This window comes from Roseovarius sp. MBR-79 (assembly GCF_053628555.1).
This window is the reverse complement of the sequence record NZ_JBRJGP010000003.1, coordinates 177,022-202,637: the sequence shown is the minus strand read 5'-3', so window position 1 is coordinate 202,637 and position 25,616 is coordinate 177,022. Positions and strand designations below refer to the sequence as shown.

The following is a 25,616-nucleotide window of genomic DNA, read 5'->3' as shown; positions in this document are numbered from 1 at the left end:
GTGAAGGTCCAGACCCAAGCGAGGATCGCCCGCGATGAATGACGACCGTCACAGCCTGTTCCGCGATGCCCATGAGGACCGCACCACCGCCGAGCAGATCCCCGACACGCCGCAGACCCGCGCGCCCGCTTACCGGCTGGCCTTTACCGATCCGGATTTCCTCTGCCGGGACGAATTGCGCCCGGTGCGGCTCCAACTGGAACTGCTCAAGCCCGAGATGATCCTCAACGAGCGCGGCATCCAGAGCACCGTGGTGCTCTTTGGCGGCGCGCGCATCCCCGAACCGTCAAAGAAGGCCGGGGCGCGCACGGAGACACTGGCGGAGTTGTCGCGCTATTATGACGAGGCGCGCACATTCGCGCGGCTGATGACCGAAAAATCCATGGCCAGCTATGGCCGCGATTATGTCATTGCCACGGGCGGCGGGCCGGGCGTGATGGAGGCGGGCAACCGGGGCGCCATGGATGCGGGGGGCGCGTCGATCGGGTTCAATATCGTGTTGCCACACGAACAGGCCCCGAATGAATACGTGACGCCCGGGCTGTGCTTCAACTTTCACTATTTCGCCATCCGCAAGATGCATTTCCTGATGCGTGCGCGGGCGATTTGCGTCTTTCCCGGCGGCCTGGGCACGCTTGACGAGATGTTCGAGGCGCTCACCCTCATTCAGACCGACCGCATGAAGCGCGTGCCGTTCCTGCTCTTCGGCGAGGCGTTCTGGCGGCGGATCATCAACTGGGAGGCGCTGGCCGAGGCGGGCACGATCAGCGAAGAGGATCTTGATCTCTTTCGTTTTGTCGAGACGGCGGAGGAGGCCATGGCGCTCATCGACGGGTGGGAGGAACGCTGAGCGCGCTCAGATGATCTCGTCCTCGTCAAACAGCGCCTCGGCCTCGATCTGGGCGGTGATGCCTTCGGCGGCGGCCTCGGCGCGGGGCGTTTCGGCGACGTGGAACAGCGCGTCGCCCTCGTAGACCACGGGCAGGTTGGCGCGGCCGATGACGATGCCGGTGGTATCGGCGGCGATCTCGCTCTCGATGTCGCCAAAGGCATTGGCGACCGCGCCCATCACCGTGCCGGGTGCCACCGCATCGCCAAGGCCCAGATAGCCGCGGAAGAGCCCGCCGCGCGGTGCGCGATACCAGACCGAGCGGCGCGCCCGCACCGGCAGCGCCCGCGCGCGCGGCACGCCCTTGGCCCCGATCATGCCGAGATGGCGCATCACCCGCAGCACGCCCGCCACGCCGGTGCGCGCCGCAAATTCGTCAAAGCGCAGCCCCTCACCGCCCTCGTAAAGCAGCACATCGACGCCCGCCGCCTCGGCGGCCATGCGCAGCGAGCCCTCGCGCAGCTTCGATTCCATCATCACCGGCGCGCCGAAGGCCGCGCCAAGCTCTGCCAGCCGCTCATTGCCGGGGGTGAGGCGGATCTGCGGCAGGTTGGTGCGGTGAATGGCGGCTGAATGCAGGTCGATGCCGACATGCGCGCGGCGCACCACCTCCTGCATGAAGATATGGGCAAGCTGCGAGGCCATGGAGCCTTCGGCCACGCCGGGAAAGACCCGGTTGAGATCACGCCGGTCCGGCAGGTAGCGCGAATGGCTGAGAAAGCCGAAGGTGTTGACGATGGGCACGGCAAGCAGCGTGCCGGACATGGAGCCGAGCGGCGCGCTGCACAGCAGGCGGCGCAGGATCTCGACGCCGATCACCTCGTCGCCATGGATCGCCGCCGAGACAAAGAGGACCGGTCCGCTGCGTCGCCCGTGGATCACCTCGACCGACAGGTTGACGGGCGTGTGATTGGACAGCTGGCTCACGGGGATATCTACGCGGGCGCGGGTGCCGGGGGCGACCTTCTGCCCGCCGATTTCGAATGCCGTGCGCCGGGCCATGGCCTGTTTCCCCTTCCATCGCTTGCTGGCCAAGGCTTAGGCAATCGGGGCGGCGCTGTCCATGGCCGCGCTTGAAGCGGGGCGCGGGGGCGGCTAAGCGGGGGCATGTCGTCGGCCCTGCCTCTCACCTGTCCTGTCTGCCGCGTCGCCCCTGTCGGGGGCTTCGGGGTATTCGACGGCAAGGGGTATTGGCGCTGCGAGAGGTGCGGCGCGCGGGGGATGAACCCCGCGCATCATCCCGACAGGGCGACCGAGCGCACGCAATATGACTGGCACCAGAACGAGGTGGACGATCCCGGTTATCGCCGTTTTCTGGACCGGCTTGCCGCGCCCTTGCGCGCGCGTCTCGCCCCCGAAGCACGGGGCCTCGATTACGGCTGCGGGCCGGGGCCGGCGCTGGCCGCCATGCTGCGCGAGGCGGGGCATGACATGGCGATCTTTGATCCGTTCTATGCGCCCGATCCCGCGCCGCTGGCCGAGACCTATGATTTCATCACCTGCACCGAGGTGGCCGAGCATTTCCACGCGCCCGCAGTCGAGTTTGACCGGTTGGGTGCGCTTTTGCGCCCCGGTGGCCTGTTGGCCGTGATGACCTGTTTCCAGACCGAGGACGCGCGGTTCGAGACCTGGCATTACCGCAAGGATCCGACCCATGTGGTATTCTACCGCGCCGAGACCTTCGGGATCATCGCGGCCATGCGCGGTTGGGGGTGCGAGATTGTCGCCAAGGACGTGGCATTCCTGACGGTGCCGGGGCGATGACCACCGCACTTCACGAGGAGCGGCTGGCGGCGGTGCTGGCGGCGGTGGCGGCGACGGGCGCGCGCACGGTGCTCGATCTGGGCTGTGGCGAGGGCGACCTGATCCTGCGGCTGGCCGACCTGCCGGGGATCGCGCGCGTCACCGGTATCGAGATCGGCATGGAGCGGCTGCGCGGGGCAGAGGCGCGGCTGAGCGCCCTGCCCGAGGGTGCGCGCGCCAGGGTGCAACTGGCCTGCGCCTCGCTCACCGAGGGGCACCCGGCGCTGACAGGCTATGACTGCGCCTGTCTCGTGGAGGTGATCGAGCACTTGCCGCCCGCCGACATCAACCGGCTGGAGCGCGCGGTCTTTGTGCTCATGCGCCCCGCCCATGTGATCGTGACCACACCCAATGCCGACTATAACCCGGTGCTTGGCGTTCCGGCGTCGCGGATGCGGCATCCCGAGCATCATTTCGAGTGGGGCCGCGCGCGGTTTTCCCGATGGGCGCAGGGCGTGGCCGCGCGCAATGGCTACACGGTCACCTGCCGCGAGGTCTGTGGCGCGCATCCGGCGCTTGGCGGCGCCAGCCAGATGGCGGTGTTCAGCCGTAGCGCGTGACGAAGTTGCGCAGGATGCGCGCTGGCGCCTCGACCCGCGCGGCGCGGCACATCGCAATCAGGCTGTCGGCCTCTTCGGGGGCGAAATAGCCCTTGTGGCGGTAGATGCGGATGCGGGTCTCGAACCCCGCCGCATCGGCCTCGGGGTGGAACTGCGTGGCATAGACATTGCGGCCAAAGCGCACCATCTGGAAAGGGCAGGTGGGTGCCGCCACAAGATGCGCGCAGCCATCGGGCAGCGATTGCAGTGCCTCCTTGTGGCCGACGAAGGCGTCGAATCGCGGTGGCAGCCCGGCCAGCAGCGGATCGGCGGCACCCGCCTCGGTCAGGCGGCAATCGGCGGTGCCCACCGGCTCGCCATGGGCGCGCTTGCTGACCTCCGCGCCAAGATGCGCGCCAAGGATGCCGATGCCGTAACAGCAACCCAGAAAGGGCCTGTCGGCCCCGGTGATCGCGGGCATGAGGCCGAGGATCTGCGCCTCGATCCGGGCCTCGACGGGGGATTTCCGGTCTGGCGCATCACTGACGCAGCCGGGGCCGCCGCCGACGATGACGCCTGCATGATCGTCAAGGTTCAGGTCTTCTGGCAGGTTCTCCCGGTCGAGACGGATGCGGCGGGCGCGCGCGGGCAAGAGGCCCGACATGCGCAGGATCGCGGCGAATTCATCGTCGGCGGCCTCGGTCTCGGGGCGCAGTTGCAGGATCAGGAAGGGCCGTGTCATGGCACTGCGGTTGCCCGTCGCGGCGGACAAAGTCAAGCACCCCTCCTGCCTGCCTTGACGCGCGGGGCCAAAGGGCTAGGGTGCGCGCAACTCCGGCAGAGCAAGGATTCACGCCATGGCCCAACGTCTTCACCTGGTTTTCGGCGGTGAACTGGTCGATCCCTCGCGCAATGTCTTTCGGGATGTGAACGACCTTCATGTGGTGGGGATCTTTCCCGATTACGACACCGCCTACAACGCCTGGAAGGCCGAGGCGCAGCGCACCGTGGACAACGCCCATATGCGCTATTTCATCGCCCATCTCCACAAGCTGCGCGATGAGGCGCAAGAGGCCTCGCCCACCGAAGAACTGGGCTGATATGTCATGAGCCGCTCGCTCAGCCTTGCGGCCTATCTCGCTGTCGCGCGCCGGGGCGGGACCCTTGGTGCAGCACCTGACCGGCCACGTCCCGACGGGGCGGTCATCTGGGCCCATGCCGCGGATGCGGGGCGGGCCGATGTGCTGGCGCATCTGGCCGAGCGGCTGGCGCAGCATCGCCCCGGACTGCACATGGTCCTGACCTCGCCTGACGGCCCGCCCCGCAGTCTGCGCACGCATGGCCGGGTGATCTGGCAGGCCTTGCCGCCGGACACCCTCGCCGCGGCGGAGGCGTTTCTGGGGCATTGGCGGCCCGATCTGGCGCTCTGGACCGGCGGAGACCTCAAGCCGGCCTTGCTCATCTGTGCGGCGCGGGAGGGGGTGCCGCTCTATCTCGTGGATGCCGAGGCAGCCCTTCTGGAACGGTCGCACTGGCGCTGGTTTCCCGATCTGGCACGGGCGGTGCTGACCGAATTCGAAGAGATCCACGCGCGTGACGAGGCGGCGGCGCGGCAGGCGCGCCGCTTGGGCGCACCGCCGCAGCGGGTCAGGATGACCGGCGTCCTGCGGGCTGGCGCGTTGTCGCTGCCCTACAACCTGTCCGACCGGGACGAGCTGGCGCAAATCCTGCGCGGGCGCCCGGTCTGGCTCGCGGCGATGGCGCAGCGCGACGAACTGGAGACAGTGCTTGCGGCGCATCGCGAGGTGAGCCGGATGGCGCACCGTGCGCTGCTGGTCGTGGTGCCGGACGAACTTGAGGACAGCGACGCCATGGCCGGGGCTCTCGACACGGCGGGCTGGCGCTGGATCGCGTGGTCCACCGGCGCGCTGCCCGATGAGGCGACGCAGGTGATCCTTGCCGATACGCGCGGCGAGATGGGCCTGTGGTATCGGCTGGCACCCGTGACGTTCATGGGGTCGTCGCTGGCCTCGGGACAGCACGGGCGCGACCCGAACGAGCCGGCGGCGCATGGCTCGGCGATCCTTTATGGCCCGAACGTGGCGCGGTATCTGACGCGCTATTCGCGCTATGCCGAGGCGGGCGCGGCGCGGATCGTGCGTGACACGGCGACCCTGGCCGCCGCCGTGCAGGCATTGTTGCCGCCCGATCGGGCGGCGGCGATGGCGCACGCGGCCTGGGATGTGGCCTCGCGCGGGGCGGAGGTGATGGACCGGGTGGTGGACATGATACTTGACCGGCTCGACCGGGAGGAGGCGTCGCGGTGAGGCCGCGCACCCTGTCGGTGGCGTGCCTGCGCGCGCTGGCGCTGGCGCCGCTGTGCTGGTGGACGGCGCGCAGAACGGCACGGCGGATGGCGCGGCGGGGATGGCGCGCGCCGGTGCCGGTCATTTCGGTGGACAGCCTTTTCGGCGAGATGGCTCAGACGGGGGCGCTGGCGGTGATCGGGCAGCTTCGGGAGATGGGCCTTTCGCCCTTGGTGCTGATGGGCCGGGAGACGCTCGCACCGGTCGAGGTTGACGTGCAGAAACATACGTATGCGGATGTTGGTGGGGCTGCGCTGCTTGCAGCGGCCTTCGCGCCGACATGGGTGGCCGCTGATCCGGTCGAGGCGGCGCGGGTGGCGCTATTGCATACGTCATCGTATGGATCGCCTCCCAAATGTATCGTCATGGTCGGAGAATCCTATAACCCGAATGCTCAAAAAGACATTTCCATAACGATTGTCGACGCGGCCCGAGGATTTGGCAACGGCATGTGCCGTCCGGCGGGTCCATTGCCGGAACCTTTGGAACAGGCGCTGGCGCGGGTCGATATCTGTCTGACCATTGGCCCGCCTGCCCTGCAAGAGCAGTTTGCCGCTGCGTGGGGTCAGGTGATCCCGGCGCAAAACATGCGCGCTCGTATGGAGGCTTTGCCGACCGGGATGGACTGGCGGGGCCTGCGTGCCCTGGCGTTTACGGGCGGGCGCGCGCCCGAGCATTTCGTTGCCACCTTGCGTGGGCTTGGGGCCGAGGTCGCGCGCGCGGCAACGCTGTCGGCGGGCGCGCCGGTCACGCGCGCGCTCGTCACACGTCTGCGGAACGAGGCGGCGCTGCTTGGCGCGCAGCTTGTCACCACCGAAGCCGATGCCGTGCGCCTGCCCGACGATCTGCGACGCGAGGTGCTGGTGCTGCCGATGCGGCTTCGGGTCGAGGACTGGGGCGCGCTTGAGGCCGCGCTGGACCGGCTGGGTATGCCATGATCCGGGCCGGGACTGGTGCCCGGCCCGGCCCGGCCCATGAAGCGGACCTTATTCCGCCAGCTTCTCGTCGATGATCGCCTTGAGATCGGCATAGGCCATGTTGCCGTATTTCTTCTCGTTGATGACCAGGGTGGGGGTGGAATTCACGTCATGCGCGGTGGCGTTTTCCTGATACCACGCAACCAGCGCCTGTGCCTTGTCGCGGTCATTGAGGCACGCTTCGAGCGCGTCAGGCTCTATCCCGGCCAGCTTGCCGATGCGGCGCAGGTTGTCGGCGATGGCGGCAGGCTCTCCCTGCGCCCAGTCGCGCTGCTGCGCGTAAAGCATGTCGGCGATGCCGAAGAACTTGTCGGGCCCGCCGCAGCGCGCCACCATCGACGCCCAGAGACCGAATCGGTCGAAATAGACATCGCGGTAGACGAAGTGGATCTTGCCGGTGTCGATATACTCGGCCTTCAGTTCCTTGAGCGGCCCGTTGTGGAAATTGGCGCAATGCGGACAGGTGAACGAGGCATATTCGATGATCGTGACCTTGGCGTCCTCGGGCCCCATGGTCATTTCGGTGATCGTGCTCTCTTGCGCGCTCAGCGGTGCGGCGAGGGTGGCGAGCGCCAGCGCACCGGCGGCGAAGAGATGTTTCATCAGGGTCATGGTCTGTCCTTCTTCGATCTGGTCAATACATTCTGCGCCAGCTTTTCCAGCGCGGCGCGCAGGCTGTCATCGGTCACGGGCGCGACCAATTCGCCCGCGCGGACGAGGGTTTCGGGGGCAGGGGGCACGGTCTGTGCCTTGCGCCGGTGGGTGAAATCCGCCTGTCCCTCGGCAAAGCCCGAGGGCGCGGTCTGTGTCAGGCGGATTCGCACGATGGCGTTGTAGCCGTAGACGGCGTTGATCCTTTCGCGCAGCGATTCTTTCTGCATCTCGAGCATGGGAGCCTGCGCGCCCGTGGTCAGAAGCGTGAGTGTCGCGCCCATGCCGTGCCGCCCGTAGGAGATATCGACAGGGCGCGCGATGGCGGCGACGCTCTCGCCCGCGATCTCGGGCCAATGGGTCAACAGGCGCGTTTGCGCGAAACCGCGCGATTCGGACGCGCGGCGAATGCTCGGCTGCAATAGCGCCGAGGTGCGATTGAAGCCTTTCGGTCCGGACTGGCGCGTGGCCATGGTTGGTTCTCTCCCGTCTGGCACTAATCTATGTCATGGAACGGGGGATGAAAGACCCGATTGCATCGAGGGGATAAACTATGCGTCAGGCCGCCGATCCGGGGGTGTTGCTCGAGTGGTATGACACCCATGCGCGCGACCTGCCGTGGCGCATCGGCCCCGGCGCGCGGGCGTGCGGGGTGCGGCCCGATCCCTATCGTGTGTGGCTGTCGGAGGTGATGCTGCAACAGACCACGGTGGCGGCGGTCAAGGCGTATTATGAGCGGTTCACGACGCTCTGGCCCGATGTGGGGGCGCTCGCGGCAGCCGAGGATGGCACCGTGATGGGGGAATGGGCCGGGCTTGGATATTATGCGCGGGCGCGTAACCTGCTGAAATGCGCGCGCGTCGTGGCGGGCGCACATGGCGGGCGCTTCCCCGAGACGCGCGAGGGGTTGATGGCTCTGCCCGGGATCGGCCCCTATACGGCGGCGGCGATTGCGGCCATTGCCTTTGATCGGCCCGAGGTGGTGGTCGATGGCAATGTCGAGCGGGTGATGGCGCGGATATATGACATCCGCACGCCCTTGCCGCGTGCCAAGCCCGAACTGACCGAAGCGGCGGCGCGGTTGACGCCCGCCGTGCGGCCCGGTGATTACGCGCAGGCGGTGATGGATCTGGGGGCCACGATCTGCACGCCGCGCGCGCCCGCCTGCGGCATATGCCCGTGGCGCGACCCCTGCGCGGCGCGGGCGGCGGGGGTGGCGGAAACGCTGCCCGCCCGCCTGCCGAAAGTGCCCAAGCCGGTGCGCATTGGCCATGCCTATGTGGCACGCCGCGGCGATGGCGCGTGGCTCTTGGAGCGGCGGCCCGATACGGGGCTTCTGGGCGGGATGCTGGGCTGGCCCGGCAGCGATTGGGGCGAGGACCCCGAACCTGCGCCGCCCGTCGAGGCGGCGTGGCGCGAGATCGGTGCAGAGGCGCGCCACACCTTCACCCATTTCCATTTGCGCCTGCGGGTGCATGTGGCCATTGTCGGCCCCGAGGCAGTGCCCGAGCGCGGCACCTTCATGCCGCAGGCGGCCTTTCGCCCCGCGTCGTTACCTACCGTCATGCGAAAGGTATTTGACCTTGCGCAAGGCGCGTTCGACAGTTTGCCGCAAGACTGACGGAAACCCCGCAAGGAGAACGCCATGATCCCCGCCACTCAGGTTGCCCGCTTGCAAAGCGCGCTGCCGTTCTGGATGTCCTTCCTGCTGGTGCCCGTGGCGATCCTCGGCGCGGTAGAGGGCGGGTGGACAGTGATTCTTCTGCCGGTCATCACATGGTATTTCTTTTCCATCCTCGACGCCTTTCTCGGCACCTATACCGAGAATGCGGACCTGGACACGCGCGAGGATCAACTTTTCTGGTATCGTGCGATCACGATGCTCTGGGCGCCGGTTCAGTTTCTGCTGCTCTACTGGATGATCTGGTATGTGACCGGGCCGGGCGACGCGCATCTGAACCCGCTGGAAACCATCGTGCTGTTTTTCGGTGTGGGCGTGATCACCGGCACGGTGGGGATCAATTACAGCCACGAATTGATGCATCAGAAGGACCGGGGAGAGCGGTTTCTGGGCGATGTGCTTCTGGCGATGGTGCTTTATTCGCATTTCCGGTCAGAGCACTTGCAGGTCCATCACCGCCATGTCGGCACGCCGCGCGACCCGGTGACGGCGCGCTATAACGAGGGGTTCCATCGGTTTTTCCCGCGTGTGCTGCACGAGTGCTGGCGCTCGGCCTTTCGCGCCGAAGCCGAGATGCTGGCGCGCAAGGGGCGGCCCTGGCATGACCTCGGGAATCCGTTCTGGCGCTACTGGGCGCTTCAGGCCTACATGATTGTTCTGGCCGGGCTGATTGGCGGCTGGGTGGGGCTCGCGCTATTTCTCTGGCAGGCCATCGTTGCCATCTGGCAGTTGGAACTGGTCAATTACATCGAGCATTACGGCCTCACGCGCAAACATCTGGGCGCGGGCAGGTATGAGCATGTCAAGCCGCGCCATAGCTGGAACGCGGCGCATCGCGCGTCGAACTGGCTGTTGATCAACCTGCAACGCCATTCGGACCACCATTACAAACCCGACCGCCGCTTTCCCCTGTTGCAGAACCATGACGAGGCCGCGGCCCCGCAATTGCCCTATGGGTATCCGGTGATGACCATGGCGGCGATGGTGCCGCCCTTGTGGCGGCGGGTGATGAACCCGCGCGTGCGGCGCTGGCGGGCGATGTATTATCCCGAGATCACCGACTGGCGGCCCTACAACAAGGCCACGAACCCGATCTGTTGAAAGCTGAACGTCATCGTCAGGCGGCAGACCCGCCCACCGTCAGCCCGCCGATCAGCACCGTGGGCTGGCCCACGCCCACCGGCACCCATTGGCCCTGTTTGCCGCAATTGCCCATCCCCGGATCGAGCGCCATGTCGTTGCCGAGGCCCCGGATTTTTTGCAGGGCCGTCGCGCCGTCGCCGATGAGCGTGGCACCCTTGACCGCGCGGCCTATCTTGCCGTCCTTGACGCGGTAGGCCTCGGTGCAGGAAAACACGAACTTGCCGTTGGTGATATCGACCTGCCCGCCACCGAATCCCACGGCATAAAGCCCGTCCTTCATCTCGGAAATCAGGTCGTCCGGCGTGGCGTTGCCGCCCAGCATGTAGGTGTTGGTCATACGCGGCATGGGGGCATGGGCGTAGCTTTCGCGCCGCCCGTTGCCGGTGGGGTTGACGCCCATCAGGCGGGCGTTCTGGCGGTCCTGCATGTAGCCCACAAGGATGCCGTCCTCAATGAGGGTGTTGCAGGCAGAGGGCGTGCCCTCGTCGTCGATGGTGAGCGAGCCGCGCCGGTCGGGGAGGGTGCCGTCGTCGAGCACGGTGACGCCGGGGGCGGCGATGCGGCGCCCCATCAGCCCGGCGAAGGCGGAGCTTCCCTTGCGGTTGAAATCGCCCTCAAGCCCGTGGCCGATCGCCTCGTGCAAGAGGATACCGGGCCAGCCGGGGCCAAGCACCACGTCCATCACGCCTGCGGGAGCATCCTCGGCCTCGAGGTTGACGAGGGCCACGCGCAGCGCCTCGCGGGTCTTGGCCTGCCAGTCGGCGGCGTCGATGAGGCCATCAAGCCCGATGCGCCCGCCGCCCCCGGCGCTGCCCTGCTCGCGGCGGCCGTCCTGCTCGACGATCACCGCGACATTGACGCGGGTCATGGGGCGCGTGTCGGAGAGGGTCTGGCCGTCCGGGCGCAGGATCACCACCTCCTGCAACGAGGCCGCAAGCGAAGCGGTGACTTGCACCACGCGGGGATCGAGCGCGCGGGCGAAAGCGTCGATCTCGCGCAGGGTCTCGATCTTGACCGCGAAGGCGGCCCCGGCAATCGGGTCCGCATCGGTATAAAGGCGGCGATTGGTGGCCACGGGACCGGCGGCAAGCGTGGCCCCGCCCGCACCCACGGCAAGGCGCGCGGTCTCGACGGCGCGCGCAAGCGCGGCCTCGGTCATCTCGGAGGAATGGGCGTAGCCCGTCACCTCGCCGCGCACGGCGCGCAGGCCAAAGCCTTCGGAGGCGTCATAGGAGGCGGTCTTGAGCCGTCCGTCGTCGAACATCAGCCCCTCGGCGCGGCGGCGCTCCAGAAACAATTCCCCATCATCGGCACCGTCGGTGGCGGCGCGCAAACGGGCAAGGGCCGCGTCGCGGTCCAGCCGCGTCTCGAAGGGGCGGAAGGGCGTGTCGGTCATGGAGCGGGTGTCCTTTCGGGCGGCGTGTCGCGGGGGGCATATTTGATCCAGATCAAAAAAGCGTCCCTTTGCCGCAACGCGCGTTCTTGTGATGAGTGTGATAGTATGGTTTTAACCGGGACCGAGACAATGGGATTCCATGGTATTCCTGCGATCCCGGCGCTAGAGAGACGAACCGTTCAACCGATCAGGGTGCACAATGCGACTTAACCCCAGCCTTCTGGCCGCTCTGGCCGCCATCGTAGCCCTCCCCGCCGCCGCGCAGGAGATTGTCGGCGCGCCGATCCGGGGCGGCATCGGATTTCAGCCCGCCGCGACCGAACTTGCGAGCGATCTGCAATGGCTGGACGGGGTGATCAACGTCATCATCATCGCCATCGTGATCTTCGTGACCGCGCTTCTGGCCTATGCGGCAGTGAAATACGCCCGCCGCGCCAACCCGAACCCGGCGAAATTCACCCATAACACGCCGGTCGAGATCGCCTGGACCATCGTGCCGATCCTGATCCTCGTTTTCATCGGCGCCAATTCCCTGCCGATCCTGTTCAAGCAGCAGGAGATCCCCGAAGGCGAGATCAATATCAAGGTGACGGGCTACCAGTGGTATTGGGGCTACGAATATACCGACCACGATTTCGCCTTTGACAGCTACATGATCGGCGCACCGGCGACGGGGGGCGACAACCGGCTGACGCCCGAGGTCGAGGCGCAACTTGTCGAGGCGGGCTTCAGCAAGGACGAGTTTCTGCTGGCGACCGATACCTCCGTGGTCGTGCCGGTGGGCAAGGTCGTCGTGATGACCGTGACCGGGGCGGATGTGATCCATAGCTGGACCATCCCTGCCTTCGGCGTGAAGCAGGACGCGGTGCCGGGCCGACTGGCGCAGTTGTGGTTCAAGGCCGAAAAGGAAGGCATCTATTTCGGCCAATGCTCGGAATTGTGCGGGCAGGCCCACGCCTATATGCCGATCACCGTCAAGGTGGTGAGCGAGGCCGAGTACGAGGCATGGCTTGACGGGGCCATCGAGGAATATGCCGGTGTGCCGCGCGCGCGGCAGGTGGCCCTCGCCGACTGAGTGTCCGGGCCGGGCATGGCCCGGCCCCTCCCTTTCCCGCGATGATGGATAAAAGACCCCGACCATGAGCGACGCCAGCCTTCACAGTGCCAGCACCACGCAACCCGGCGAGGCGGGGTTCGGGGATTTCTTTGCCCTGCTGAAACCGCGTGTCATGACGCTTGTGGTCTTCACGGCGCTCGTGGGGCTTCTGGCGGCACCGGTGGCGGTGCATCCGGTGGTGGGGCTGGCCGCGATCCTCTTCATCGCCGTGGGCGGCGGCGCCTCGGGCGCGCTCAACATGTGGTGGGAATCCGACATCGACGCCAAGATGAAGCGCACCGCGCGCCGCCCGATTCCGGCGGGAAGGGTGACGCGGGAAGAGGCATTCGCCTTCGGCATCACGCTGGCTGGGTTTTCGGTGGTCATGATGTGGCTGGCCACCAATGCGCTGGCGGCGGGGCTTCTGGCCTTCACCATCTTTTTTTACGTGGTGATCTACACCATCGGCCTGAAACGCTGGACGCCGCAGAACATCGTCATCGGCGGCGCAGCCGGGGCGTTTCCGCCGATGATCGGCTGGGCCGCGGCGACGGGCACGGTCAGCATCGAATCGATGCTGATGTTCGCGCTGATCTTTCTCTGGACGCCGCCGCATTTCTGGGCGCTCGCGCTTTTCATGCGGAATGACTACGACACTGCGGGCGTGCCGATGCTGACCGTCACCCATGGCCGACGCGCGACGCGGGTGCATATCCTGGCCTATACGGTGATCCTTGCCGTGATGGCGGTGGGGGCGGCCTTCACGCAGATCGGCGGGCCGGTCTATCTGGCCGTGGCGCTGGTCTTCAACGCGCTTTTTCTGCGCGACGCGGTGGCGATCTGGCGGCGGGACGAGGTGATGGCCGAGGCCGACAACTTCATGGTGGAAAAACGCGCCTTCCGGCTGTCACTTTGGTATCTCTTCGCGCATTTCACCGCGATCCTCGTCGAGGCGGCGCTGCGGGGCTTTGGTATGGCGGGCTGGGCATGAGCTTTCGTGAGGAGCACGAACTGCACAAGCGCCGGTTCGGGCGCAATCTGGGGCTGGGGATCGTGCTGGCCGGATTTGTGGCGCTCGTCTTCGGGTTGACCATCGCCAAGGTCTCGAACGAGAATTTCGTCGTGCCGACGCAGGCGACGCAGCAGGGGGGTAATTGAGCGCCATGGACCGCAACGTGAAAACCCTTGGCCAACTGGTCGGCGTGGTTGTTCTCATGGGTGGGCTCGCCTGGGCCTCGGTGCCGTTTTACGACTGGTTCTGCCGTGTGACGGGCTTTGGCGGTGTGACGGGGGTGGCCGCGACAGGCAGCGATAAAGTGCTCGACCAGACCATCAAGGTGCGCTTCGACGCCAGCAAGGAGCGCGGAATGCCATGGGAGTTCCGGCCCGTTGAACGCCAGATGGAGATCCGCATTGGCGAGACCGGTCTGGCCTTTTACGAGGCCTATAACCCGACCGACAGGCCTGTTGCCGGCTCCGCGAGCTACAACGTGACGCCCTACGAGGCGGGTGGCTTTTTCACCAAGATCGACTGTTTCTGCTTTACCGAGCAGGTGCTGCAGCCCGGCGAACGGGTGCAGATGCCCGTCACCTTCTATGTGGACCCCGAGATCGTGACCGACCGCGAGGGGCAATATGTCCACACGATCACACTGTCCTATACGTTCCACGAAATCGCCCTGCCCGAGAGCCACGCGGCCCTTGCGCCGGACGCAAAAACCGACAAAACGCTGAACTGAGCCTTCGACGAGGGAACCTGACAAGATGGCACATACCAAGAACCACGATTACCATATCCTGCCCCCCTCCCTCTGGCCGCTTCTGGGCGCGCTCGGAGGGTTCGTCATGCTGTTCGGGGCGGTGCTCTGGTTCCATGACAGCGGACCGTGGATGTTCCTCGCCGGCCTGGTGGCCGTGCTTTACGTGATGTTCGGCTGGTGGGCCGATGTGGTTCACGAGGGGCAGACCGGCGATCACACGCCCGTCGTGCGGATCGGGCTGCGCTATGGCTTCATCATGTTCATCATGTCCGAAGTGATGTTTTTCGCCGCCTGGTTCTGGAGCTTCTTCAAGCACGCCATGTATCCGATGGGGCCCCTCTCCCCGGCGCTCGATGGCGTCTGGCCGCCGGCGGGGATCGAGACGTTTGACCCGTGGCACCTGCCGCTGATCAACACGCTGATCCTCCTGTGCTCGGGCTGTGCGGCCACCTGGGCGCATCACGCGCTGGTGCATGAGAACAACCGCAACGACATGAAATGGGGCCTGATCCTTGCCATTGCACTGGGGGCGATCTTTACCGTGTTCCAGGCCTATGAATACAGCCATGCGGGCTTTGGCTTCTCGGGCAACATCTATGGTGCCAACTTCTTCATGGCGACGGGCTTTCACGGCGCGCATGTGGTGATCGGCACGATCTTCCTCTTTGTCTGCCTGATGCGCACGCTCAGGGGCCATTTCACCCCGGAGCAGCATGTCGGCTTCGAGGCGGCGGCGTGGTATTGGCACTTCGTCGATGTGGTCTGGCTGTTCCTCTTTGCCGCCGTCTACGTCTGGGGCGGCTGACGGGCGACGCCTGTCACGCGAGAGTATTTTTGGAACGATGAAGGTGCGGGGGTTTTCCTTCCCCGCATTTTCCTTTTGAAGGCAGGGCATGCGACAGAGCGTTACTCTACTGGTGATCTTCGGGCTGGCGGGGCTGGTCCTGCTTGTCGGGCTGGGTGTCTGGCAGGTGCAGCGGCTGGCGTGGAAAGAGGGTGTGCTGGCCGAGATTGCCGCGCGGATTTCGGCAGAGCCGGTGGCCCTGCCCGCACGCACGGACGAGGCGGATCGCTATCTGCCGGTGCGCGCAGAGGGTCGGATCGGGCCGCAGGCGCTGCGGGTGCTGGTCAGTCAGAAGCAGGCGGGGGCGGGCTATCGGCTGATTTCGGTGCTGGAGACAGGCGGGCGGTGGGTGCTTCTCGATCGCGGCTTCATTCCGGTGGCGCGCGCGGTGCCCGCGCCGCCCGAAGGTGAGGTGTATGTCACAGGCAACCTGCACTGGCCCGATGACCGCACGAGCGCCACGCCCGAGAACGATGTGGCGGGCAATATCTGGTTCGCCCGCGATATCGCGCAGATGGCGGGTGTGCTGGGCACCGAGCCGCTTCTGATCGTGGCGCGCGACCTGTCGCCGCCCGAGCGCGGCGTGATGCCGCTGCCGATAGACGGGGCAAGCATTCCCAACGATCATCTTGAATATGCCGTCACGTGGTTTTCCTTTGCCCTCATCTGGGCGGTGATCGTGGCGGTTCTCATCCGGCGGCAGATCGGGGCCGCGAAAGGGGTCAATCCATGAAATACATCTCGACGAGGGGCCGCGCGCCCAGTTTGAGCTTTGAAGAGGCGATGCTCACGGGGCTGGCGCGTGATGGCGGGCTCTATCTGCCCGAAAGCATCCCGGTCATGGTGCCCGACGAGATCCGCGCGCTGGAGGGCGTCAGCTATGAGGAGGCCGCGTTCCGGGTGATGCGGCCGTTCATCGGCGATGCCTTCACCGACGACGAGTTTGGCGGGATCATTTCGCGGGCCTATGAGGGGTTTGGCCATGCGGCGCGGGCGCCTTTGAAGCAGCTAGATAGCGGGCATTTCCTGCTGGAACTGTTTCACGGGCCGACGCTGGCGTTCAAGGATTTCGCCATGCAGCTGATCGGGCAGATGTTCGAGTTTTCCCTCAAGCGGTCGGGCAAACGCGTGAGCATCGTCGGCGCGACCTCGGGCGATACCGGGTCGGCGGCGATCGAGGCGTTTCGGGGGCTGGAGGCAGTGGACGTGTTCATCCTCTACCCGCATGGCCGTGTGTCGGAGGTGCAGCGGCGGCAGATGACGACGCCGGTTGAGAGCAATGTCCATGCGCTGGCGATTGACGGCCATTTCGACGATGCGCAGGCGCGTGTGAAGGACATGTTCAACGATTTCGAGTTTCGTGACGGGGTGCGGCTGGCGGGTGTCAACAGCATCAACTGGGCGCGGGTGCTGGCGCAGGTGGTGTATTATTTCACCTCTGCCGTCAGCCTTGGGGCACCCGATAGGAGGGTGAGTTTCACCGTGCCCACGGGCAATTTCGGGGACGTTTTCGCAGGCTATATCGCGCGGCGCATGGGCCTGCCCATCGACCGGCTGGTGGTGGCGACCAATCAGAACGACATTCTGCATCGTTGCCTGAGAACGGGCGACTATCGCCCGGATGGCGTGGCCCCGTCGATCAGCCCGTCGATGGATATTCAGGTGTCGTCCAACTTCGAGCGCGCGCTCTATTACGCCTATGGTCAGGATGGCGGCGCGGTGGCGCAGGTCATGGAGGAGCTGAAGGGCGGCGGGTTCTCGGTCAGTCAGGGCGCGCTTCAGGCCTTGCGCGAGGTGTTCGACAGCGGGCGCTGTGACGAGGACGCGACGCGCAGGGCGATCCGGGAGACATGGGAGCGCACTGGCGAATTGCTCTGCCCGCATAGTGCTGTGGGCGTGCATGTGGCCGAGGCGCATCGCCGCCCCGGCGTGCCGATGATCACCTTGGCCACGGCGCATCCCGCCAAGTTTCCGGCGGCGGTGGAGGCGGCAAGCGGCATCCACCCCCCCTTGCCCGAGCGCATGGCGGACCTGTATGAGCGGGAGGAGCGCGTGACGCGGGTGGATAATGACCTGAGTGCCATCGAAACATTGATCAAGGAACGGATCGCCAATTGACTGTCAATCTGACAACCCTTTCCAACGGATTCCGCATCGTCTCGGAGGCCATGCCGGGGCTGCAATCGGCGGCTGTGGGCATCTGGGTGCTGGCGGGCGCGCGCCACGAGGAAGCCCGCCAGAACGGTATCGCGCATTTCCTCGAACATATGGCGTTCAAGGGCACGGCGCGGCGCAGCGCGCTCGAGATCGCCGAGGCGATCGAGGATGTGGGCGGCTATATCAACGCCTATACCAGCCGCGAGGTCACGGCCTATTTCGCGCGTATCCTCAAGGATGACGTGCCGCTCGCCGTCGATGTGCTGGCCGATATCCTGCGCAACCCGGCCTTTGACGCGCGCGAAATCGAGGTGGAGCGGGGCGTGATCCTGCAGGAGATCGGGCAGGCGCTCGACACGCCCGACGACATCATCTTCGACTGGTTGCAGGAGCGGGCCTATCCCGATCACCCCCTGGGGCGGACCATTCTGGGGCCGGAGGAACGGGTGCGCGCCTTTGCCCGTCCCGATCTGGAAGGGTTCGTGGATCGCCATTACCGGCCCGGGCAGATGGTGCTCTCGGCGGCGGGGGCGGTCGATCACGCAGCCCTGGTCCGGTTGGCGGAGGAGATGTTCGGCGACATGGTGCCCGCGCCGTCGTTCGAGCCGCCGCGCGCGCGATTCACAGGCGGCGAGATGCGGCGGGAAAAAGCGCTGGAGCAGGCGCATTTCGCGCTGGCCTTCGAATCGCCTGATTACGCCCATGAGGATATTCACGCAGCACAGATCTATGCCTCGGCGCTGGGGGGATCGATGTCCTCGCGGCTGTTTCAGGAGGTCCGCGAGCGGCGCGGGCTGTGCTACACGATTTTTGCGCAGGGCGGGGCCTATGCGGACACGGGCATGATGACAATCTATGCGGGCACCTCGGCCGATCAGATGGCCGAACTGGCCCATGTCACCATCGACGAGATGAAGCGCGCCGCCGAGGATATGAGCGCGGCAGAGGTGGAGCGCGCGCGCGTGCAGATGAAGGCAGGGCTGCTGATGGGGCTGGAAAGCCCGTCGAGCCGGGCCGAGCGGCTGGCGAGAATGCTTCAGATCTGGGGGCGGGTGCCGGAACTGGGCGAGGTGGTGGAGCGGATCGACGCAGTGACGCTGGGCGATGTGCGGCGCGTGGCCGAGACCACGGTGGCGCAGGCACCGGCCGCGCTGGCGCTTTACGGTCCGGTGGCCGGCGCGCCGGATCTTGCGCAGCTTGACGCGCGGCGCGCTGCCTGATGCTGCTCTTGCCGCGCCGGAAGCTCAGGATCGAGACCGAGCGTCTGACCCTGCGCCCGCCGGTGATGGCAGATTTCCGCGACTGGAGCGGGCTGCGCGCCGAAAGCGTCGATTTCCTGACCCCGTGGGAGCCCGCCTGGGCCGACGACCACCTGTCGCGCAAGGGGTTTTCCAACCGGGTCTGGTGGGCGCAGCGCGCGATTGCGGGCGGCAATGCTCTGCCATTGTTCCTGATCCGGCGCGAGGATCACGCTCTTCTCGGGGCGATCACGCTCGATAATATTCGGCGCGGACCGGCGCAATCGGGCACGCTTGGCTATTGGATCGGGGCGCGCCACGCCCGGCAGGGCTATATGCGCGAGGCCATCGCGGGGGTGCTGCACCACGCCTATGAGCGGCTCGACCTGAGCCGTCTGGAGGCCGCCTGCCTGCCCGAAAACCACGCCTCGCGGGCGTTGCTGGAAAGCTGCGGGTTCAAGTACGAGGGCGTCGCGCAGAGCTATCTCCAGATCAACGGGCGCTGGCGGACGCATGTGCTTTATGCCGCGCTGCGGGTGGATCGGCGGGGGCGCACGGGGGCCGGGTGAGGCAACAAGCACTTATCCGATGCTGACCAGAACATGGTTCAAGACAATGGCAAAGTCCGGGTCCTGCATCGGCTCTTCGGAAAATCCTTAGGTCATCGAATATTCGCGAGGGGATGCGGCTGGGGTCTCGGCCCCGAATTGGCGGGTTTTCGCGCTCTGCACCGACCTTAGCCACCCCTCGATTGCGCCTGAGCGCCTGATCCCGGCGAGCCTTCTCCAGATCTGTTCCCGGTCCGATCTGAGCGGCGGGCGGCGCGCTGTCGCGCGGCGACCGGTCGAGCCCTGCAAAAGCAATCAGACCGACGATGAACAGAAAAAGCCCGAACGCCAGGAGTGCAGGAATGCGCATGAGCCAGCGATTCCGCCTTTTCGGGGCATGGCTGCCCATCCACCACAGCACCGCCGCCACCACCCCCGCGCCGATCTGATACTGGAAAAACAACGTGATGCGGTTCATCCCGCGCGTGAAGCCGAAATCTGCGTGAGGCGTGACATAAGGCACAAGAAACGACGCCACATAGAGCGCGGCCCAGATTCCAAGAAGCAGAATGACCCAGTTGCGGCGCTTCATCGACAACCCTCGGCGCGTATCATGCCTTGGCCGGGAGGGCTTGCAAGCCCGGTTCTGCGCCGCCGCCACACCTTGCGCCGGTCATTGATGCGACCGGGGCGTATTGGCTGTCGCTGTCAGAACGACAGCCGCACACTCGCGCCGATCCGGAATGACCAATCACCGTCGACGTCGATTTCCGGGTCGAGCGGCACACCTCCGACGGTGGAGTCGGGCCTGAAATAGTCGATGAGCGGCAGGCCGCCATATTGCGCAGCCACCGTAAATCCGCCCGACAGGTTGCCCTTGGTCCGGCTCAGCCCGGCGGAAATGGAAAAGGTCTCCATGCCTTCGCTCTCGCTGAAGCGGTTGCCGTTGTTGATGTTGAGTGCGCCACCCAACCCGATCGCCTGAACCCGGTCGAATGCCTCGACGTCGACAAAGGAATATCCGACCGTAGTCCGAAGATAGCCCGAGGTCGTCACGCCGTTGCCGTTGATGGCATGGCGTTCCTGTTGCAGGCCCGCATAGACACCGAACGTCTTGACATCAAAAGAGGTGTCGTAGCGCACATTGGCCGCAGAGCCCGCGCCAAAGGCAGGGGTATCGGTCAGGAACTCTGCCCGTTCGTCCTGATCGGCGAAGTCGAAATTCACACCTAGGATCGCGCTGTTGATGCGCAATACCTCGTTCTGGGCAAACGGCACCCCGAGAGAGCCAGAGCGTGCGTTGCGCGGCATCGTCACGCCGAATGGATGCACGATCTCCAGCCCGCCGCCGAAACTCGTCCGATCAACACTGAAATTGCCGTAGCGGATGTCTGTGGGCGCGTTGATGAATACGCCCGGCGCGTAGCCCACACCGGTGATTCCAAGCCCGTAAGGCAGCGCCTGATTCTGAAAGGAATCGTCGGCCCCGAGATCGGTAAAGCTGAACGTCGCCCCCAGCTTGGTGGGAAACAGTCGCCCGGTATCATAGCAATACCCGATCCGCGCGTCGGCATACAGTCCCTTGAGGCTGTAATCGAAGCTGCTTGCGGGATTGACTACGTTGCCGAGGCCGTCCTCGGTGGCCAGCGCCGAGCGCTTGGAGTCATCGAGAAAGCCCAGGTAGCCGACTTTCAGGCTTAGACCGTCGAGGCGAAACTTGCTGCCGATTTGATAGGAACCGTCGTCGCTCCGTTGGGCGCAGCCGCCCGCAACAAACCCGTCGGGCCGCCGGACGTTCGCAACGCTTTCGTCTGCATCGCCCAGATGGATGCGTCCGAAATCTCCGCTGAGAGAGACAAATGCTTCGTCGATTTCCTCGGCTGTCCGGCGATCGTCCAGGTCTATGTGGGTGCCGAATGTGATCCCGTTGTCGGCCACAAGACGATGGTTGAACCGGATGCGGTCGGGGACTTCGAAGTCCTCGGCGGAACTCGCTCCTGAACCTTCGTTATAGGCGAGGCCGAAATTTCCCGAAAACACCGGTTCGCTTTTGGCCTGCGAGGCGAGAACAGAGGACATGAGCAGGGCGGGCAGCGTGAGTTTGAGGTAAGTCATGCTGAATTCCCCACGAGCGACGCAGAAGGTCCAATGCGTTATCTTTACGCTACGTCAGTTTTGATAAAAGAATTAAGACCGATGCGGCCCGATATTCCCGAAAGCTGTTGCCGAATTGCGACAAAATGACGCTATTCCTGGATGTCCACCACCTGCCGTAGTCCTCCGCTGATGCGATCGTAGATCAGGATGCGCTCGTCCTCGGTCACGACCGCATACCACCCCTTGCCCTGGGTGAACGCGGTGGCCCGCGCGCCCTCGGGCAGGGTGATGCTTTCAGGCAGCGCCAGATCGGGTGCGCTCCGGAACCGGGTGACAAAGAGCGTCACGATCACTAGAAGCCCGAGGATCATCGTGGCGGTCAGCACCGTGACCAGCCGCATTAGAAACCGCAGCGAGGCCGGATTTATCGGCGAAGGACCTTCGGAATTGGGCTCGGACATGGGGCAGGACCTGCTCGGCTTTACCATCGGGGCCAATCCGCCCCCCCGCCTTGATAAGGCGCTGGCGCGCGATGTGCCAGAGGCGCACGCGCTCTCGCGGACGCGCCTCGCGCGGCTGATCGAGGAGGGGGCGGTGCATGTCAACGGAATGGCGGTCACCGATGCCAAGGCGCGCGTGGCCGAGGGCGACCGCGTGGACATCACCCTGCCCGAGATGCGCGAGACCCATATGGAGCCGGAGGCCATCGCGCTTGACGTGGTCTTTGAGGATGACGCCCTCATCGTCATCGACAAGCCTGCGGGGATGGTCGTGCATCCCGCGCCCGGCAGCCCCGAGGGCACGCTTGTCAACGCGCTCCTGCATCATTTCGGCGACCGGCTCTCTGGCGTGGGCGGCACACGGCGGCCCGGCATTGTCCACCGCATCGACAAGGATACCAGCGGCCTTCTGGTGGTGGCCAAGTCCGATGCCGCTCATCAGGGGCTGGCCGCGCAATTCGCCGCCCACACCGCCGAGCGCGCCTACAGCGCGGTGGTGCATGGCGTGCCCGATGCGGGCGATCCGCGCCTGCGCGGGCTGGCGGGCGTGGCGTTCGAGCCGGGCGGCGTGCTGCGCATCATCACAGAGCTTGCCCGCCACCGCACCGACCGGCAGCGTCAGGCGGTTGTGGCCCATGGCGGGCGCCGCGCGGTGACGCGCGCGCGGGTGATCGAGAGCTTTGGCGGAGCGGCAGCGCTTCTGGAATGTCGGCTTGAAACCGGGCGCACCCATCAGATCCGGGTGCACATGGCCCACGCGGGTCATGGTCTCATCGGCGATCCGGTCTATGGCGGGCGTCGCCGCCTGCCCGCCCGCGCCCTGCCGCCGGGTGCCGCAGAGGCGGCGCGGGCGTTTCCCCGGCAGGCGCTCCATGCGGGTCGTCTGGGGTTCACCCATCCCCTGAGCGATGAGTGGCTGTGCTTTGACGCACCCTTGCCCGAGGATATGCGCGCCCTTCTCGCCGCGCTGCGCGGGAGCGATGACAGCCCGACAGGATGACGTGAGTTTTAGAAACATTTGGCGGATTTCGCCGGAAGTGCCGTCACGTTGCGTTAAGATACCTGACATAAGTTCTCTTGAATTCGCGGGAGGACTGCACAGGTCTACGGGAATAAATACGATCAGGAGGGATAACCGCATGGGCAATTTCGCAAATCTGCCTGCTCCGACGCCGGAGGGCGGGCTGAACCGCTACATGCAGGAGATTCGCAAGTTTCCGCTTCTGGAGCCGGAAGAGGAATACATGCTCGCCAAACGCTGGGTCGAGGAGCAGGACACCGAGGCCGCGCACAAGATGGTCACCAGCCACCTGCGCCTCGCGGCCAAGCTGGCCATGGGCTATCGCGGTTATGGCCTGCCGGTGGCCGAGGTGATCTCGGAGGCGAATGTCGGCCTCATGCAGGCGGTGAAACGGTTTGACCCAGAAAAGGGCTTTCGGCTGGCCACCTATGCGATGTGGTGGATCCGGGCGTCGATCCAGGAATATATCCTGCGGTCATGGAGCCTTGTGAAACTCGGCACCACTTCGGCGCAGAAAAAGCTGTTTTTCAACCTGCGCAAGGCCAAGGCCAAGCTTGGCGCGCTGGAAGAGGGCGACCTGCGCCCCGAAGCGGTCAAGAAGATCGCCCATGATCTCGGCGTGACCGAGGCGGACGTGATCAGCATGAACCGCCGCATGTCCGGCGGCGATGCCTCGCTCAACGCCACGGTCGGCACCGAGGGCGAAGGCACGATGCAATGGCAGGACTGGCTCGAGGATGAAGACGCCGATCAGGCCGGCGATTACGAGGCGCGCGACGAGCTTGAGGCGCGGCGCGAATTGCTCACGCTGGCGATGGACGTGCTCAACGAGCGAGAGCGCGACATCCTCACGCAGCGCCGTCTCAACGAAGAGACCATCACGCTTGAGGATCTCAGCGCGCAATATGACGTCAGCCGCGAGCGTATCCGCCAGATCGAGGTGCGTGCCTTCGAGAAGCTGCAAAAGCGGATGCGCACGCTGGCGCAGGAAAAAGGGATGCTGGGCACCAACTGAACCTTGGCCCGCCCGCGCCCCTGACATAAGACATCGTCGGAACGGTCGGGATAGGGCATGGGTATCGGCACGCGGGGTCTGGCACTGTTTCTGGTCATGGTCGTCGCGGCCTGTTCACCGCGCCCCGTGGCCATGCGCGCCGCCCCCGATCCGGCGGCCACCATCGTGCCTGTTTTCGGCGTGACCGGGCGCAGGCTCGACACCGGCGGCTCGATCTTCGGGTATGACCGGCCCCGAGAGGTGGAACATTTCCGCATCGACGTCTCGGTGCCGCCCACACACCGTCCCGGCCGGATTGCCTGGCCCAAGGTGGCCCCCGATGCCGCCACGGATTTCGTCGTGACCGATGCGGGCATTTACCCCGACGCGCGCGCGCTTGTCTCCGACATGCGCCGCACCGTGCCGGGACGCGAGACGCTGCTTTTCGTGCATGGCTACAACAGCACGCTGTCCGAGGTGGTCTTTCGCACCGCGCAGATCGTCACCGATTTCGATGTGAAAATGCCCGGCGTGGTCTTCGCCTGGCCCTCGGCGGGCGATCCGCGCGGCTATCTCTATGACCGCGACAGCGTGCTCTATGCCCGGGATGACCTCGAACGGACCCTGCGCGACCTGACCGCGCGGCCCGGTGACAAGGTATTCCTGCTTGCCCATTCCATGGGCTCTCACCTGACCATGGAAACACTCCGCCAGATCGCGCTCAGGGGGGATCGCGCGCTTCTCGGCCGGCTGAGCGGCGTGGTGCTTGTCGCCCCGGATATCGATCCGGACCTCTTCGCGCGGCAGGCGGAGGTGATTGGCACCCTGCCGCAGCCCTTCCTCATCTTCATCACGCAGCGCGACCGCGCGCTCAGCGTCTCGGGCTTCATCACCGGACGCAAGCCGCGCCTTGGGGTCATCGCCGAGGCCGCAGAGATCGAGCGCCCGGATGTTCGGGTGATCGACGTGACGGCACTCTCCGAAGGCGGCGCGGCGCTCAACCATTCCGTGCCGCTTACCTCGCCCGCCGCCATTTCGCTGCTGAACTCGGTGATGACACGGGCCGAGCGCGAGGGGCGGGGCCTTCTGCGCGCGGTGGCCGAGCAACTGCCGCTTATCCCCACCAACCCGCGCTGACCGCGCGCCTCAGCCGAATTTCCCGGCGATGAAACGGCGCGCCTCCACCGTCCGCGCGGCGGTAAAGACCTGTTCGGTCGGCCCGATCTCGAGCAAGCGGCCAAGATGGAAATAGGCCACCCGGTCCGCCAGCCGCCGCGCCTCCATCATCGAATGGGTCACGACGACAATGGCATGATCGGGTTTGAGCGCCAGCATCAGATCCTCGATCGCCGCCGTGGCAATCGGGTCGATCGAGCCGGTGGGCTCGTCCATCAACAGCACCTCGGGCCGTGTCGAGAGCGCGCGGGCGATGCACAGCCGCTGCTGTTGCCCGCCGCTCAATGCGGTGCCGTCCATGGTATGCAGCTTGTCCTTGACCTCGTCCCAGAGATGGGCGCGGCGCAGGCAATCCTCGACATGGGCATCAAGATCGGCGCGGCTGTCGGTGATGCCGTGGATCTGCGCGCCATAGGCCACATTGCGCCAGATCGTCATGGGGAAGGGGTTGGGCTTCTGCGCGACCCAGCCAAAGCGGCGTCGATGCATCGGCGGGTCGACATCGGGGGCGTGGATATCCTGATCGTGCATGGTGATCTGCCCGGTCAGGCGCAGGTCGCGCGTGCCCTCGTGCATCCGGTTGAGACACTTGAGCGCGGTCGTCTTGCCGCATCCGGATGGCCCGATGAACGCAAGGATCTCACCCTCGTGAAGATCGAAAGTCACGTCGATCAGGGCCTGTTTCTCGCCATACCAGAGATTGAGCTTGCGCACCTCCATCACCGGCGGGCGGTTGGAGC

General features: G+C 65.7%; 29 protein-coding genes. 20 read left to right on the top strand and 9 right to left on the bottom strand.

Annotated elements, in window-relative coordinates; translation table 11 throughout:
- Positions 1–34 precede the first annotated feature (34 nt).
- A complete protein-coding gene (locus tag ACSSV8_RS04495; protein ID WP_454281638.1) occupies positions 35–850 on the top strand; it encodes an LOG family protein in 816 nt (271 codons plus the stop codon).
- A 6-nt stretch (positions 851–856) separates the two neighbouring features.
- On the opposite strand, the gene ACSSV8_RS04490 is transcribed toward ACSSV8_RS04495, so the two are convergent.
- On the bottom strand, positions 857–1,891 hold the full coding sequence (locus tag ACSSV8_RS04490) for a succinylglutamate desuccinylase/aspartoacylase family protein (protein WP_354539065.1): 1,035 nt from the start codon (positions 1,889–1,891) through the stop codon (positions 857–859).
- A 219-nt stretch (positions 1,892–2,110) separates the two neighbouring features.
- Here ACSSV8_RS04490 and ACSSV8_RS04485 point away from each other — a divergent pair, with 219 nt between their 5' ends.
- Both ACSSV8_RS04485 and ACSSV8_RS04480 read left to right on the top strand, forming a co-directional pair.
- Entirely contained in the window at positions 2,111–2,653 is a 543-nt protein-coding gene (locus tag ACSSV8_RS04485; RefSeq protein WP_454281637.1) for a class I SAM-dependent methyltransferase, read from the top strand.
- Complete coding sequence (locus tag ACSSV8_RS04480; RefSeq protein ID WP_454281636.1) at positions 2,650–3,252, top strand: methyltransferase domain-containing protein; 603 nt, start codon at positions 2,650–2,652, stop codon at positions 3,250–3,252. Before ACSSV8_RS04485 ends, ACSSV8_RS04480 begins: the two co-directional genes overlap by 4 nt.
- Here ACSSV8_RS04480 and ACSSV8_RS04475 read toward each other — a convergent pair.
- Entirely contained in the window at positions 3,236–3,973 is a 738-nt protein-coding gene (locus tag ACSSV8_RS04475) for a glutamine amidotransferase (RefSeq protein ID WP_454281690.1), read from the bottom strand. The genes ACSSV8_RS04480 and ACSSV8_RS04475 overlap by 17 nt on opposite strands.
- A gap of 115 nt (positions 3,974–4,088) precedes the next feature.
- On the opposite strand from ACSSV8_RS04475, the gene ACSSV8_RS04470 reads away from it, so the two are divergent.
- Genes ACSSV8_RS04470 through ACSSV8_RS04460 form a run of 3 tightly spaced genes read left to right on the top strand, consistent with a single transcriptional unit; the run spans position 4,089 to position 6,535 of the window.
- Positions 4,089–4,331, top strand: a complete 243-nt coding sequence (locus tag ACSSV8_RS04470) for a DUF4170 domain-containing protein (RefSeq protein ID WP_354539061.1) — start codon at positions 4,089–4,091, stop codon at positions 4,329–4,331.
- A 6-nt stretch (positions 4,332–4,337) separates the two neighbouring features.
- Entirely contained in the window at positions 4,338–5,558 is a 1,221-nt protein-coding gene (locus ACSSV8_RS04465; protein WP_454281635.1) for a 3-deoxy-D-manno-octulosonic acid transferase, read from the top strand.
- The gene (locus ACSSV8_RS04460) at positions 5,555–6,535 is read left to right on the top strand and encodes a tetraacyldisaccharide 4'-kinase (protein WP_454281634.1); all 981 of its coding nucleotides are present in this window, start codon (positions 5,555–5,557) and stop codon (positions 6,533–6,535) included. The genes ACSSV8_RS04465 and ACSSV8_RS04460 overlap by 4 nt, the downstream gene beginning before the upstream one ends.
- Positions 6,536–6,583: 48 nt before the next feature.
- Here the strand turns inward: ACSSV8_RS04460 and ACSSV8_RS04455 are convergent, their stop codons facing one another.
- Positions 6,584–7,177, bottom strand: coding sequence for a DsbA family protein (locus ACSSV8_RS04455; protein WP_354539058.1), 594 nt, complete (start codon positions 7,175–7,177; stop codon positions 6,584–6,586).
- 5 nt (positions 7,178–7,182) lie between these two features.
- On the bottom strand, positions 7,183–7,698 hold the full coding sequence (locus tag ACSSV8_RS04450) for a DUF721 domain-containing protein (protein WP_454281633.1): 516 nt from the start codon (positions 7,696–7,698) through the stop codon (positions 7,183–7,185).
- Positions 7,699–7,778: 80 nt separating this feature from the next.
- Here ACSSV8_RS04450 and ACSSV8_RS04445 point away from each other — a divergent pair, with 80 nt between their 5' ends.
- Positions 7,779–8,846: an A/G-specific adenine glycosylase gene (locus ACSSV8_RS04445; protein ID WP_454281632.1), complete on the top strand. Its 1,068-nt coding sequence runs from the start codon at positions 7,779–7,781 to the stop codon at positions 8,844–8,846.
- Positions 8,847–8,870: 24 nt separating this feature from the next.
- Complete coding sequence (locus tag ACSSV8_RS04440; RefSeq protein ID WP_454281631.1) at positions 8,871–10,007, top strand: alkane 1-monooxygenase; 1,137 nt, start codon at positions 8,871–8,873, stop codon at positions 10,005–10,007.
- A 16-nt stretch (positions 10,008–10,023) separates the two neighbouring features.
- Here ACSSV8_RS04440 and tldD read toward each other — a convergent pair whose 3' ends face one another.
- Positions 10,024–11,445 (bottom strand): metalloprotease TldD, encoded by a 1,422-nt coding sequence (gene tldD, locus ACSSV8_RS04435; RefSeq protein ID WP_454281630.1) that lies wholly within the window; start codon positions 11,443–11,445, stop codon positions 10,024–10,026.
- Positions 11,446–11,644: 199 nt separating this feature from the next.
- On the opposite strand from tldD, the gene coxB reads away from it, so the two are divergent.
- From coxB to ACSSV8_RS04390, 9 genes are all read left to right on the top strand, one after another.
- On the top strand, positions 11,645–12,520 hold the full coding sequence (gene coxB, locus ACSSV8_RS04430; protein ID WP_354539053.1) for a cytochrome c oxidase subunit II: 876 nt from the start codon (positions 11,645–11,647) through the stop codon (positions 12,518–12,520).
- 64 nt (positions 12,521–12,584) lie between these two features.
- The gene (gene cyoE / locus ACSSV8_RS04425) at positions 12,585–13,532 is read left to right on the top strand and encodes a heme o synthase (protein ID WP_354539052.1); all 948 of its coding nucleotides are present in this window, start codon (positions 12,585–12,587) and stop codon (positions 13,530–13,532) included.
- Complete coding sequence (locus tag ACSSV8_RS04420) at positions 13,529–13,699, top strand: hypothetical protein (RefSeq protein ID WP_454281629.1); 171 nt, start codon at positions 13,529–13,531, stop codon at positions 13,697–13,699. The genes cyoE and ACSSV8_RS04420 overlap by 4 nt, the downstream gene beginning before the upstream one ends.
- A 5-nt stretch (positions 13,700–13,704) precedes the next feature.
- Positions 13,705–14,280, top strand: coding sequence for a cytochrome c oxidase assembly protein (locus tag ACSSV8_RS04415; RefSeq protein WP_454281689.1), 576 nt, complete (start codon positions 13,705–13,707; stop codon positions 14,278–14,280).
- Positions 14,281–14,305: 25 nt separating this feature from the next.
- Positions 14,306–15,106: a cytochrome c oxidase subunit 3 gene (locus ACSSV8_RS04410; protein ID WP_354539050.1), complete on the top strand. Its 801-nt coding sequence runs from the start codon at positions 14,306–14,308 to the stop codon at positions 15,104–15,106.
- An 88-nt stretch (positions 15,107–15,194) separates the two neighbouring features.
- Positions 15,195–15,878 carry an SURF1 family protein gene (locus tag ACSSV8_RS04405; RefSeq protein ID WP_454281628.1) on the top strand — a complete coding sequence of 228 codons (684 nt, stop codon included), beginning with the start codon at positions 15,195–15,197 and terminating at the stop codon, positions 15,876–15,878.
- Entirely contained in the window at positions 15,875–17,263 is a 1,389-nt protein-coding gene (thrC, locus tag ACSSV8_RS04400; RefSeq protein WP_354539048.1) for a threonine synthase, read from the top strand. Before ACSSV8_RS04405 ends, thrC begins: the two co-directional genes overlap by 4 nt.
- Positions 17,260–18,522, top strand: coding sequence for a M16 family metallopeptidase (locus ACSSV8_RS04395; RefSeq protein WP_454281627.1), 1,263 nt, complete (start codon positions 17,260–17,262; stop codon positions 18,520–18,522). Before thrC ends, ACSSV8_RS04395 begins: the two co-directional genes overlap by 4 nt.
- On the top strand, positions 18,522–19,109 hold the full coding sequence (locus tag ACSSV8_RS04390; protein ID WP_354539046.1) for a GNAT family N-acetyltransferase: 588 nt from the start codon (positions 18,522–18,524) through the stop codon (positions 19,107–19,109). The genes ACSSV8_RS04395 and ACSSV8_RS04390 overlap by 1 nt, the downstream gene beginning before the upstream one ends.
- Here the strand turns inward: ACSSV8_RS04390 and ACSSV8_RS04385 are convergent.
- From ACSSV8_RS04385 to ACSSV8_RS04375, 3 genes are all read right to left on the bottom strand, one after another.
- Complete coding sequence (locus tag ACSSV8_RS04385; protein ID WP_454281626.1) at positions 19,033–19,680, bottom strand: hypothetical protein; 648 nt, start codon at positions 19,678–19,680, stop codon at positions 19,033–19,035. The genes ACSSV8_RS04390 and ACSSV8_RS04385 overlap by 77 nt on opposite strands.
- Before the next feature lie 116 nt (positions 19,681–19,796).
- Positions 19,797–21,167 carry a porin gene (locus ACSSV8_RS04380; RefSeq protein WP_454281625.1) on the bottom strand — a complete coding sequence of 457 codons (1,371 nt, stop codon included), beginning with the start codon at positions 21,165–21,167 and terminating at the stop codon, positions 19,797–19,799.
- Positions 21,168–21,334: 167 nt separating this feature from the next.
- Positions 21,335–21,646 (bottom strand): DUF6476 family protein, encoded by a 312-nt coding sequence (locus tag ACSSV8_RS04375; RefSeq protein ID WP_454281624.1) that lies wholly within the window; start codon positions 21,644–21,646, stop codon positions 21,335–21,337.
- Between ACSSV8_RS04375 and ACSSV8_RS04370 the strand changes: the two genes are divergently transcribed.
- From ACSSV8_RS04370 to ACSSV8_RS04360, 3 genes are all read left to right on the top strand, one after another.
- A complete protein-coding gene (locus ACSSV8_RS04370) occupies positions 21,645–22,685 on the top strand; it encodes an RluA family pseudouridine synthase (RefSeq protein WP_354539152.1) in 1,041 nt (346 codons plus the stop codon). The two genes, ACSSV8_RS04375 and ACSSV8_RS04370, sit on opposite strands and share 2 nt — an antisense overlap.
- 139 nt (positions 22,686–22,824) lie before the next feature.
- Positions 22,825–23,721 (top strand): RNA polymerase sigma factor RpoH, encoded by an 897-nt coding sequence (gene rpoH / locus ACSSV8_RS04365; protein ID WP_354539043.1) that lies wholly within the window; start codon positions 22,825–22,827, stop codon positions 23,719–23,721.
- 57 nt (positions 23,722–23,778) lie between these two features.
- The gene (locus ACSSV8_RS04360; RefSeq protein WP_454281622.1) at positions 23,779–24,837 is read left to right on the top strand and encodes an alpha/beta hydrolase; all 1,059 of its coding nucleotides are present in this window, start codon (positions 23,779–23,781) and stop codon (positions 24,835–24,837) included.
- 9 nt (positions 24,838–24,846) lie between these two features.
- Here the strand turns inward: ACSSV8_RS04360 and ACSSV8_RS04355 are convergent, their stop codons facing one another.
- Positions 24,847–25,596, bottom strand: a complete 750-nt coding sequence (locus ACSSV8_RS04355) for a phosphate ABC transporter ATP-binding protein (RefSeq protein WP_354539151.1) — start codon at positions 25,594–25,596, stop codon at positions 24,847–24,849.
- Positions 25,597–25,616: the final 20 nt, after the last annotated feature.